At 44.4% G+C, this 12,232-nt stretch carries 10 protein-coding genes; 7 read left to right on the top strand and 3 right to left on the bottom strand.

Going from position 1 to position 12,232, the window contains the following annotated elements; translation table 11 throughout:
- Positions 1-75: 75 nt before the first annotated feature.
- The 4 genes from BAZ21_RS16750 (at position 76) to BAZ21_RS16740 (ending at position 3,285) form a co-directional block, all read left to right on the top strand.
- Positions 76-609, top strand: a complete 534-nt coding sequence (locus BAZ21_RS16750; protein WP_068503084.1) for a MarR family winged helix-turn-helix transcriptional regulator — start codon at positions 76-78, stop codon at positions 607-609.
- A gap of 136 nt (positions 610-745) precedes the next feature.
- Positions 746-1,177, top strand: coding sequence for a biotin/lipoyl-binding protein (locus BAZ21_RS29735; RefSeq protein WP_256021493.1), 432 nt, complete (start codon positions 746-748; stop codon positions 1,175-1,177).
- Entirely contained in the window at positions 1,122-2,048 is a 927-nt protein-coding gene (locus tag BAZ21_RS16745) for an HlyD family secretion protein (protein WP_256021491.1), read from the top strand. Before BAZ21_RS29735 ends, BAZ21_RS16745 begins: the two co-directional genes overlap by 56 nt.
- On the top strand, positions 2,032-3,285 hold the full coding sequence (locus BAZ21_RS16740) for an ABC transporter permease (protein WP_068503080.1): 1,254 nt from the start codon (positions 2,032-2,034) through the stop codon (positions 3,283-3,285). Before BAZ21_RS16745 ends, BAZ21_RS16740 begins: the two co-directional genes overlap by 17 nt.
- A 94-nt stretch (positions 3,286-3,379) precedes the next feature.
- Here BAZ21_RS16740 and BAZ21_RS16735 read toward each other — a convergent pair whose 3' ends face one another.
- The gene (locus tag BAZ21_RS16735) at positions 3,380-3,940 is read right to left on the bottom strand and encodes an NAD(P)H oxidoreductase (RefSeq protein WP_068503078.1); all 561 of its coding nucleotides are present in this window, start codon (positions 3,938-3,940) and stop codon (positions 3,380-3,382) included.
- Positions 3,941-4,101: 161 nt separating this feature from the next.
- On the opposite strand from BAZ21_RS16735, the gene BAZ21_RS16730 reads away from it, so the two are divergent.
- Positions 4,102-4,488, top strand: a complete 387-nt coding sequence (locus BAZ21_RS16730) for a winged helix-turn-helix transcriptional regulator (protein ID WP_068503073.1) — start codon at positions 4,102-4,104, stop codon at positions 4,486-4,488.
- A 34-nt stretch (positions 4,489-4,522) separates the two neighbouring features.
- Here BAZ21_RS16730 and BAZ21_RS16725 read toward each other — a convergent pair whose 3' ends face one another.
- Positions 4,523-6,109, bottom strand: a complete 1,587-nt coding sequence (locus BAZ21_RS16725; RefSeq protein WP_068503070.1) for an alkaline phosphatase family protein — start codon at positions 6,107-6,109, stop codon at positions 4,523-4,525.
- Positions 6,110-6,384: 275 nt separating this feature from the next.
- Here BAZ21_RS16725 and BAZ21_RS16720 point away from each other — a divergent pair, with 275 nt between their 5' ends.
- Together BAZ21_RS16720 and BAZ21_RS16715 are read left to right on the top strand one after the other, a co-directional pair.
- Positions 6,385-7,158, top strand: a complete 774-nt coding sequence (locus tag BAZ21_RS16720) for an alpha/beta fold hydrolase (protein WP_068503067.1) — start codon at positions 6,385-6,387, stop codon at positions 7,156-7,158.
- 226 nt (positions 7,159-7,384) lie between these two features.
- Entirely contained in the window at positions 7,385-8,611 is a 1,227-nt protein-coding gene (locus tag BAZ21_RS16715) for a sugar efflux transporter (protein WP_068503064.1), read from the top strand.
- Positions 8,612-8,789: 178 nt separating this feature from the next.
- Here the strand turns inward: BAZ21_RS16715 and BAZ21_RS16710 are convergent, their stop codons facing one another.
- Positions 8,790-12,158, bottom strand: coding sequence for a pectinesterase family protein (locus BAZ21_RS16710; protein ID WP_068503061.1), 3,369 nt, complete (start codon positions 12,156-12,158; stop codon positions 8,790-8,792).
- Positions 12,159-12,232 lie beyond the last annotated feature (74 nt).

Raw genomic sequence — 12,232 nt, 5'->3', positions numbered from 1 at the left:
TTTTCGAATCGATTAAGGTTAGTCGGCTAACTAATTTATCGACTGGTACACACTGTAAGAAGAAAGGAGAACCTTATGGATTTTGATTTACGGGACTTGCCCATTCGTGAAACGCTGCAAGAATTTTCTATGCGTATACCAGAGATTGATGTAAGAGCTGCAGAAGCAATGCTATTTTTTATGCGCGTATCCTCCAGTCTTTTTAAAGTCAGCTCTGAAGGCTTTGAGAAATTCGGTGTATCTCACGGGAAATTTTCGATATTAATTCTGCTGTATCGCAACATCCAAATAGGGTTGCTGGCCACAGAGCTTGCGGAGAAAGTAGGGGTTAGCAAGCCTACCGTTACCCGTCTGCTTGACCGTATGGAACGCGATGGACTTATTATGAGATCCGTTCACCCTTCCGACCGCCGTATGAGCATTGTTAAACTGACTGAACAAGGGACAGAAATGATGGAGAGACTGCTGCCTGTACATTTTACATGCACCTCCACACTGATGAGCCACCTATCCAACGATGAAAAAGAGCTGCTCCTGACATTACTGAAAAAAATAGAAAGCGGCATCCCTCAAGCAAAAGAGATATATAAAGCAGCAAAACCAGAGTAAGTTTTATTTTTCATATTATAGTTAGCCGGCTAACATCTAGATTACTATTTATAAGAATAAATAAAATGTACATTATCAGGATATTTATTCGAGTCTAGGTTTAATCCATTTTATGAACTTAAGGAGCGTATTACCCATGAATCGTACACAAGTCACCAGCCTTATCATCCCTGTCATTTCTATTGCCTGTCTGATCGGCGGGGGTTTCCTGCTTCAAAACAACGGACAAGATCAAGTCAATGCTTCGCGATCCGTTAAAGGCACAACGCTCAATGCTGATAGCATTCATGTATCTTTTGAACAAGTAGGCGGCAAAGTCCTGAACATCCCGGTAACAGAAGAAACGAAGGTGAAAAAGGGAACTGTCCTTATGACTTTGGATTCCAAAGATGTGGATTTGCAAATTGAGCAACTGCGGACACAAATCGCCCAGTTCAATACACAGATCAGCCAACAACAATCAATCCAATTAGGGTATACACGGGCAACAACTCAGGAAAAACAAGCACAGCTTGATATCGCACAAGCACAAGTCACTGAGAGCAAAAGTCAGGGCACAAGCGGCTGAGCGTCAGGCCACCGCTGCGGAACAGCAGGTCAATAACGGGGCTCGGGATGAAGATGTTCAGCAGCAACGAATTGCCGTAGCTTCTGCTACCAAAAACTTTCAGACGGCTCAGACCAACTACAAACGTAATAAAGCCCTTTATGATGCAGGAAGTGTATCCAAAGCAGCGTTGGATGATGCCGAAACCTCATTGACTTTAGCGACAAATCAGTTGAACCAGCAAAAAGAGTCTCTTCAAAAGCTGCTCCATGGCGCCACCGCTGAAGAACGAATGCAGGCCAGCGAACAGACGACACAAGCAGCGGTTGCGGTAAAACAAGCTGAGGAGGAAATTCGTGGTGCCCAATTGTCCGTCGATCGTTCCAGGACCCAACTGGAAACCATTCAGCAGAGCCGTCAACAGTTGGCGGATCAGAAGCTGGCTATCGACCTTTTAAAACAACAAAAAGACACACAGGAAGTTCAGCTTAAAACGCTGCTGCTCAAAAAAGAACGCTTGGTATTAAAGGCACCACAGGATGGCAAGGTTACTTCAATTAGTACAAAAGTCGGCGAAAATGTCGCGCAAGGGGCGCCTTTAATTACCCTGGAAACCAACGATTTATATTACGATCTCTATGTGAATGAGGAACAAGCGGGTAAATTCAAGGCCAACCAAGAGATCAAAACAAGAATATCTGCTCTCAACAAGGATTTGAAAGGTACAGTACGTTATGTGACCGCTGCGCCGCAATTCGCTAATGTAAAGATGTCCCGTGAAAAAGGTGAGGCAGATACCGCCACATTCCAGGTACGTGTATATGTAACAAGAGAAGCAGCTTTGCTACCAGGCATGACAGTTGAGGTGAATACGAATGAAATCTCTTCGTGATGAATGGTCGTATCTGGTTCACTCCAAGTATCCGATCATAGCTATCATTTTCCCGTTGATTGCCGTACTGGCGTATTCACTGTTGCTCCCAAGCAGCCAAATTAACGATGCTAACGTGGTAGTGGTCGATCAAGATAACACAGCTTACAGCCGTGAGCTCATTCAAAAAATAGATGCTTCTCCGTATATGAATGTAGCCAAGATTGTTACGTATACGGACAACCCTGCACAGTATTTTTATCACGAGCAATATTTGGCTGTTATTTCCTTGCCGCACGGTTTAGAGGACAATCGCAATCGTTCCCTTTCCAGCCGCGTAGGTCTCATTCTCGATAACACCAATGCTCAATCTATTAGTTTCATTCGTACAGCTATGCAGGAAATTAGCGTTTCCGAGAATATGGAACTGTCTGTTCCAGCTGTGTTGAAAACAGGGATGAACTCGGAACAGGCTCAGGGAGCCCTCAATGGTATCGCATTAGAGGTACGTTCCCTGTTTAACCCAACCAATGATTTTCAGAGTTCATCGATACTTGCATTTACTTGTATGTTCTCTTTTATGATACTTAATATCACTAGCTTACCTATCGTCGCCAGACTAAGGGTTTCCAAGAGACTTGCTGCCGAACTGCAAAATCCGTTCAACATCCTGCTGCGTATTCTTCCTTATACGCTGTTTTCGACGGCTGGCTTAATCTTCTCTCTCGGGATACTTAAAATGTTTGGAGGAGGCCGTTTCGAGGCCAATCCGATCCTTTTCATGATTCCGGTTGTTCTCTATGTATTCGGTACCGTATGTCTCAATGTCCTGGTTACATGGGGAGCCGCACATCCGGGAATAGCCGCTGGCAGAATGGCGATGGTGTTCATGCCTGCTTTTGTTCTATCAGGGGGCGCTCTTTCAAGATCACTGTATCAACCTTTAGCGATACAAATCAGTGATTTCTTTCCTTTCGTATGGATGTTCAAATTCCTCCGCAGCATGGGACTGCGCGGTGCACCTTTTCAGGAAATGCTTCCCGAACTTGGCTCACTGTTACTATATGTCGGTGTACTCTCGTTGCTGGTAATCGCCAGAGCGCTATGGGAAAAGCAGAAGCTGGCCAAACTTCCTGCGGGAGCTACTCCAGAAATAGGGGCAGCAACACATCACGGTGGTTCGGCAAGTACACCTGGCGGCGGGTTATCTGTACAAGGAGCACCCTCAGTACCTTTGCATGAACCTGTAAAAGATTAGTCTCTCGTCTTTAAAACAAAAGGTATTAAGGGCCGCCAACTGGTCCTTAATACCTTTTCTATAATATGAATTTTCAGTTGTTATCAGTATTAATTCACTTATATGCTACACCTAATTGATAAGCGTGCTCCAGCAGACCTTCAATGTACTCTTTCGATTCGGACAAAGTATCATAGAAGAACTCTACCTTGGACTCTCTTACTCGTGCATAACCACCAATCACTTTATTCAAATAATTAGTAACTATATCGTGGTATTCATACTTGATCAGATGTTCTTTCGTCCCTCCTGCCAAACACATCCACAAAACCTGCTTCGTCGAAAACTCCTGAAGTAAACCTATGTTCCACACTTTATCCAAATATCCTTTTAGCATGGACGGGACACTGTACCACCATAATGGAAACACAAAGACCAGAGCATCCGCAGCCACTATTCTATCCATTTCTTTCCGTGTTTCAGGAGCATATTGTTTATGAGGCGAATTCCAATCCAGCTCATCTGCTGCGCTGTACACCGGATTAAATCCGTCCCGATGCAAGTCCAAAATATCTACCTCGTGCTTATTCTCTTTCAATCCCTCTACAAAACGCTTCATAACCGCAAGGGTAAGTGAATCCTCTCTGGGATGCGTGACGACCAATAGAACTTTCATGTTTTCGTAACCTTCTTTCTCCTCGTGATTGGTGTACCCTGTCTACAGATGCTATTATGGTTGATATATATGAAAGTGTGAAGTACGCACTTCAATGTACCGTAGGTACTTTAAGGTTCCTTAGTGTAATTTATACTACAGATCAGAGAGAGGAAAAGCCTATGAAAAACGACGCCAAAACCTATATGCTCGGGATCGAGGCAACCTTGGAGGTGATCGGTGGAAAGTGGAAAGCCATTATCCTGTACCATTTAACCAGCGGCAAAAAACGTACATACGAACTTCGTCAGCTCATTCCAAAAATCACCCAAAAAGTGCTTACCCAACAGCTTAGAGAGCTTGAAAAGGACGGAATCATCCACCGCATCATTTATAACCAGGTTCCACCCAAAGTGGAGTATGAGCTTAGTGAATATGGCTGGGATTTTAAAGATTTGCTTGATCGATTCTGCTTATGGGGAGAAGAACATTTAGACAGGGTCTATGGAGATAAAACAGCAGTGCTGGAAGAGTATTCTATAAGAGAGCCTTCTGTAGAAAAAGGGTAAATCAGACTGTCGGTAACGAACCTCTATTTTAGACTTATCTGTTCACCAATTGCAGAATCCAATCTTTTATATCAACGATTCGCAGTGTTTTAGGCCGTGTATTCGTTCCAGAAATAATCAATGGGACAAGTGAATCTTTTTCATGCAGCGAACCATGAGCCCCTCCTCCGATGTGGGTAGGGGAACTTTCGCAGGCGAGCTCATATCCGGGCTTGACCGTCACAAGAACGTATTTTCCTTCATGAGAATTCATGGCCCCGTATAGCCTCGCCAATACGTCTGGATATTTTCCATACTTGATCCGGTTGTTATTCACCGTAATATCCACAAGGCCCTCTTCGCCCGACAATGTCCACGATTGTCCATATTCATCAATGAATTTTCCACCGGGATGATAAGAAAACAGCTTACCCTTTTTCCCCTTTGTAACATGAATATCGTTTTTACCATCTTTCATAGCGATAATGTCGAGCTTGTTTTCATTTTGTAATAGCTTCACCACATTGGATAACTCCACGTTATCGTTAATCGCATAGATATACGCCATTCGTTCATTAGCGGAAATCACGATTTGATCCTCGTTTCTTACTGGTTGATTTAATTTTGCAATGCGGTAATGATTCAAAAGCGACTTTAAATCAATCGTGGCTACCTGTCGATCATCATAAACAGCGCTTTGCGCACTGTCACCCATGACAATCCATATCGCATTGTTTACAGCCTGTTCCCACGAACCATATGCGTCTAACACAGTTTGCAGTGCTTGATCCGCTTTTTCGATTCCCTCCAGTTGAGTCGGGCCCTTTCTATGCGCCAAATTATCATTCTCTGGAAAGTATGTGATGGTTACATCTGGAAGTTTCTTCTGGCTTATTAGAAAAGCGGTATCTTTTGCGGAAAATTCGTCGTTCATCCCAAATTTTTTCCACAAAGGAGTATTCCAGCGATTTTTCGGATTCAGTTGTGCCAGAGCTGCATAAGATAACCATTTAGGCCCTGTTACTATCATTTTTTCTGGTACCCTGTTGCTATTCGCTATGAAGTCAGGCACTTTTAAGGCATGTTTCGTTTTCCCTCTAAAGACAATAGCATTGATGGACGCGGATTCTTTTCCTTTGTCAGCCAATTCCTCATGTATGGTTTTCGTTTTTTTGTTCAAATGAACTTGGTTTAATTGGTAAATTGCGTCTAAGAATACTTGCAGTTGGTCTATCTTCAAGGCTTCTTTGGCACCATTGCCGTAGAAAATCATGCGTTTCTTTTGGTCGCTGTACCAAACGAGTCCGGGCACATGATGTTGGTCTGCATACGTCCCCGTTAATAATGTACTGTCGATTGTCACAGACATCGTGGGAAATGAACTCACTACCTGCGGGAAATATTGCCCTTTATGAAGTAGATATTGCATTGCGGGTGCACGGTCTTCTTGAATCGCTTCTTGCAGAGGCTTATTCATTAAAGAATCGATCAGGATGACTATAACAGGCTTAGCCTTACTATTCACCGGGATATGGGACTTGACGCTTTGTTGATTGAGCTGTTGGCTGGAGTCCGTCTTGCAACCAAAAATCAGCAAAGTTAAACCTAGTACTAGAAAAATGGAAATTCTCTTTTTTTTCATAGGATAATTCCCTTCTTTAAAAACGCCATTTCCTCATTAGACAAAATAAACATACCCAAATCAGAGTAATTTTATGAAAAAAACAGATTTTACTTGCATCAGGATTTTGCAAAATCCTCGTATGAATGTTTTTCAATCTTACAGGTTAAATTATTTCTGTTTAGAGAACATAATTATGATTGCAGAGTCATAAAACGATTCCAAAAATGTTTTTTATATCACGAGTTATTTTTTTGGAGTAAAACCCAAATCACCAAAGGGAGAGGAATATAACAATGACTACCACAAGCATAAACGGATACTCGATGCATTATATTGATGCTGGAAAAGGAATCGCTATCCTCTTCATTCATCCTCCGGTACTCACATGCTTAAATTTTACATACCAAATCCAAGGGCTATCCCCTCATTTTCGAACGATTGCTTTTGACATCAGAGGACACGGTCAGAGTCAGGCTTCCGAACAAACGGTTACTTACCCTCTAATCGTCCAGGATATGAAACAACTGATGGACCAGATGAGCATAGATAAAGTTTTTTTGTGTGGATATTCTACCGGAGGCTCGATCGTGCTTGAATTTCTCCTGACTTATCCGGACCGGGCGTGGGGAGGGATCGTGATCAGTGGAATGTCGGAAGTAAACGAATGGCGGCTAAGAAACAAAATTGCTTTGGGCATTGCACTCTCCAAACTCGGAGCAGTCGGTACGATTGCGCTTTCTAATGCTTGGTCGCAAACGAAACAGTTCTCTTTGTTCCGTGAATTATTCAACGATGCGAAACAGGGAAATTCCAGAAATGTCGAACAATATTACCGATACAGCTTGAAGTACAACTGCACCTCGCGGCTTGGGGAAATCCATCTCCCTGTCCTGCTCGTTTATGGGAAAGATGATAAACTCTTTCATCCTTATGCCAACATATTACACCAACAATTGCCGAATAGTGAGCTTGTTTTCATTAAAAAAGCCGATCACCGCCTTCCTACAAAGGCCGCCGGGCCATTGAACGATCTGATCAAGCAATTTGTAGACCGCTTCAGCCTTTAAGGCAAATCCTACAGGTAAATTCCGCATACGTATACGCATCTCTCCCCACTCCTAATGCCGTATCTTTGCCTGTATATGACCTCGCAAATGACCTGTTCATCAAAGGAAACAGTAATATATAATATTTTACACAATGTATTTATACAAATTATACTAAAATCATATATAGTTTAGATTATAGATATGTATTGTTCGGCTTCTAAATCCGAAGGGGTGTAAAAATGAAATGCTAAAGCGTATTAAACATCTGTTCGTTATCCCTAACTACCCGCTATTTATGGTTTGTATGCTACTGCAAGGCATGGCTATATCGATCAGCGCACCTTTTTTGGCTGTGTATTTTACAACTACACTTGGCGTATCGGTTGGAACCTTTGGTGTTTTTACGGCTGTGACCTTGATTTGTGGTATATGGATAAGCTCTCTGATTGGCAAACGCTCTGATACTGGATTGGATCGCAAACAAATTTTGGTTATTTGTACGTTATTTAATGCGATCGCATTCGCAGGATATCTTGTCATTCAAAATTTTTATGTACTTTTTGTATATATGACTGTCTTCACAGCCATGGGAGCACCTGGAATGCCGCAGTTATTTGCCAGTGCACGTGAAGCGGTAGATCGCAGTCAAGCGGCTGATCATGCCTTTGCCAACTCAACACTTCGTTCCATGTTTTCTCTTGGCTTTATCACGGGGCCGCTCCTCGGGTCTTTTCTGATTGCACATACTGGTTTTAAAGGTATTTTTGCAGGAACGACTTTTATTTTTATAATTATCGCTATTCTCCTATTCTGTTTTATTAAGCAATCCCCTGCTCGGCTCAAAAGTAAGGATCAACTTTCACTTCATCACATTTCATTACATAAAAATATTGAAATTCTGATCCCCTTTTCAGTTCTTACTCTGCTCTATATGTCTCACTGGATGAATAATTTGAATATTTCCTTGTTTATCATTCACAATTTACAAGGGGATACGAGTGACGTTGCTCTAGTATCCAGTATTTGCGCGATATTAGAAATACCTTTGATGCTCATGCTGGGCGTACTTGCTGCTAAATACTCCAACCGTTTGCTTGTATTTTTAGGGGCTTTAACAGGGGTTCTCTATTACTTCCTCGTCCTGATGTCTACGGAGATGTGGCAGCTATTCGTGGGGCAGCTTCTTCTAGCCTTCTTTGTGGCAGTGATTTCGGCCATTGGCATCAGCTACATGCAGGATTTATTGCCATCTCTTCCTGGGTACGCCTCTACACTGTATTCCAATGCAACAACCATCGGAAGACTGGCAGGGAGCTTGATGGGCGGATTGACCGCGCAATGGATGGGTTATCGAAACTCTTATTGGGTATGCTTGGCCCTGATTATCTGCTGCCTTGGTCTGCTGGCGATTTCAAAAAAATTAGAGTTTGAAAAATCGACTGCTCTACAAGAAAGTAATCACAGTCTATAGCGTGCCACAATCAAAAAACAACAGCCAGCGGTCAGCCTGACGTAATGATTCACCAATCATATTTGTTTTCAATTTTGAGATTGTCACATAAATAAGCGAGGTACACACTTGAAGTGCATACCCCGCTTATCTATTGACCAGCCTATATTGGAAGAAACGGATTTATTTATTCATTTATTTATTTATTCACCTGTGGATTCCAATGATCTGTCCCGCCCAGAACGGCTTTGACTGTGTACTGACTGGCTTCGTCAGCAGTAAGCTGCTTGGCCCAAGGGACACGTCCGGCAATCGCTGCACCTGGCCCATTATTGTCAAACTCTACGAATCTTGCAGTCTGCTCATTGGATACCTTGCCCCAATTGTTCCAGCCGCCCGGCTTGATATGGTTATCCATGTAGGATTTGATATAGGCAACATGAGCGTAAGGACGCCATGGCCGTCCAAGCTCCACCTTGCTTTTCAACCCATTTTCGGCTGTCAAGCGACATTGAATAAATACCAAACCCGGCTTGTTCTCTTCTGTTGAAGCTGCTGTTACATATCCGGCACGCAAGCTGTGTATGACCGAGTTCTCAAATACGGCAGGTGAATTGCCAAAAATAAAATCGACGCTGCCGCTGATATAGCTGTCCTTAAAATATTGTCTGCCACGATTCACAAGCAAGGTATCCTGTAGTCCGGTAATTTTGACATTGCGGTACTGACCACGATCACCTTCAGCATATAACGCTACAGCCTGCACCTGTCCGGTCCCCTCTGTATTCGCAACCGTTACATTCTCCAGTATAAAATCAGGACTTTGCACACGCATCGTATAGCTGTTGCTTGTTCCTAATTCTTTTCCGTCCACCACGGTTTTGGCCGTATCGTTAAAGGCAATAATCGTTTTTTCTCGATCTTCTCCGATAATGCTCAGATTTTTTTTGGAGGAATTCACTTTTATTTTTTCACGATAGGTACCGTTTTTGAGGCGAATAACTGTCCTGGCGCTGCTGTTGTCAGGGACTGCGTCAATAGCTGCCTGGAGAGACGTAAAGCTGGCAGGACCATAGGCAGGGCCATAGGTAGCTACAACAACGCTATTCACCTCCCGGGCAACAGCATCTTGCTCTGTTTTAGCGGGAGCTGCTGCTGTTGCTGCCAGTTTGCGGATCGTAACATTGCTGAATTCCGACGTATTGTAATTCCATACATCGTTTTGTTGTTTGGATGCATCGGTGGCCAAGCCGAACAATAGCGGCTGATTATCCGGCAAATTCATAACGGTTTCACCAACTTTCTCCCAGTTCGTCACACCATCTGCGGATACCCAGCCGGTAACCTTTTGTCCTTGTCGTACAAGACGAACCGAATATGGTGTTGTAATAAACGTCTCCATTGACGCACGTTTCGTCTTACCATCCGTTTGATCACGACTGATGAGAATACCCTGTTTACCATATTTAACAAATGCTAAAGCCATATAAGCCATTTTTGATCCAGGCTTCAGCGATTCACGAATCATGACACCCGCTTCGGCATGATCATCGGTAGGTGTAATCTGCTCCACACGGGCAATAATGTCACCGTCTCCCTCCAATTTCTGATAAGCATAATGGAAAAAGTCAGCCTTGCCGTCAATGTCTCCCGCCGACTTCAGTCGTATGCTGCTGCCGTTCTCGTCATCCTTTAATACTTGAGTATGCCCTTGGATATAACCATTGAGGCCCTCAGAGCCAATGTCTTCGCTCAGCCAGCTTCCCGATGGTGCAGTCGTGTTCACATGAATGGCAACAGGATTGGAAAATGCAGCAGTCCCCTTGCGGTCGGTCACCCGTGCGACAATATAATGAGTGCCGTCCGTCACACGGTTCCAATCGAGACGATAAGGCGCTGTATTAACCTTGCCAGTAAGCACCCCGTCAATGATAAATTCAACGTGTGCAATGCCATCCTTTTCCTTGGCCGTTGCTGCTAATCTGGCATTACGTCCTGCCTCTAAAATATCATTATGCTTCAATAAACGGCCGTTTTCGTCAAACACCTGAACGACGGCCCCCGGATTATCTACCTCGTTTCCATTCGACAGCTTCTCGATCAGATCATGTAAGTAGACCTCCAGATTAGTATAGCCCTTGGCAAAATAAGCATACGCCCCCGAGCCTGCAAGCCCCTGACCGTTGCGGTCGTCCGCATTATAAGGGTCCAGCCCGTTGGCACGTTCCCATTCATCGGGCATTCCATCGTGATCGCTGTCGGCAAGCTCCGTCGTGATTACGTTATGATCATCGTAAATCCACCCTGCCTCACGTGAGGAATTGATAAACGCGCCCGTTCCATTCTTCACGTCATGCATAATACGGGCGTCCACTGCATCTCTTCTTGGCAGCGTGGCTCCCGAGCCTGCAAGCACCTCAGCATATGCCGTCTGCGCATCTGTCGCTTGGTAGGGACCATACGCATCGGAGGAAATTCCGTTATCGTACTCCCCTCTTACTTCAATCGGCTCCGCCAGGCGGGTGGAAGGGTCTATAATCGACCCAATCGATGTTCCAAGCTGCCAGTTATCCTGGGTAACCAAGTCGTTGCCGTACATGTAGTTACCGCCAATGAACATGCGTGTTTTATATTTTTTACTCCCCACGTCCACAAAGATTTGACTGCGAACGTCCTGATATGTGTTAGGACCATATTTATAATAGTTATTCAGCACATTATACGATCCTTCACCGCCGCCATATGAAGAGAAAAATCCCCAGTTATAAATGACATTATTGGTCATTTCCACCGCGTCGATTTGTTTTTTATCCGTTGGAAAACGCGGATTGCGGCTTGCATTGTGAGCTAACAAATTATGATGATAGGTGGCGTTCCTTCCACCCCATATGCCGCCATAGCCATGGCGCCCCTTCTGGTGTGTGGTCATAAGCATACTCTCGGAGGCGATGGACCACTGTACGGTCGTATTTACGTTGTCATACAGGCTCAGTACTTCGTCCACCGACCAGCTAAAGGAACAGTGATCAATCATAATATTTTTATGGTACCTGGCCCCCAACGCATCATCCTCACTGAGGTAACGGTCGGTCAATCGGAAGCGCAGATAACGCAGAATGACATTATCTGCATCAATTCCTGTCGTGTAATCGCTTACGGTTATTCCGTCGCCAGGAGCTGTCTGACCGGCAACCGTCAGGTTGTTTCCCTGAATTTTAAGTGACTCCTTGAGATGAATCGTTCCGCCCACCCGGAAAACTACTGTCCGGTTATCGGAACTGACCGCTGCACGAAGCGAGCCGGGGATAGCCTGCTCTCCCTTGCCGTAGTCCTCCAGTGTAGTAACTTCGTATACTTCTCCCCCACGTCCACCGGTAACATACTTACCGCCACCCTCCGCTCCAGGGAACGCTGGAATGTCCGTTGCTATCTTTGCCAATTCTGTTGCGGTCACCGCCTGACTCCCGGGAACGGCCTCCGCTTGAATCAGTGGCGGGCATAAGGTCAACAGCAATGAACCCACAACCACATGGCATAGCACCTTTTTCCATGTACACTGCTTGCTCAAATTCATTTCCTCCCCTCAAAATTTTCTTGCACACCAGCCGGCAGTATTTTTCACCCCCTTTCCTTGTCAATCAG

This window comes from Paenibacillus kribbensis (assembly GCF_001705305.1).
In the GTDB taxonomy this organism is placed as follows: Bacteria; Bacillota; Bacilli; order Paenibacillales; family Paenibacillaceae; genus Paenibacillus; species Paenibacillus kribbensis_B.
This window is presented reverse-complemented; position numbering and strand designations above follow the sequence as displayed.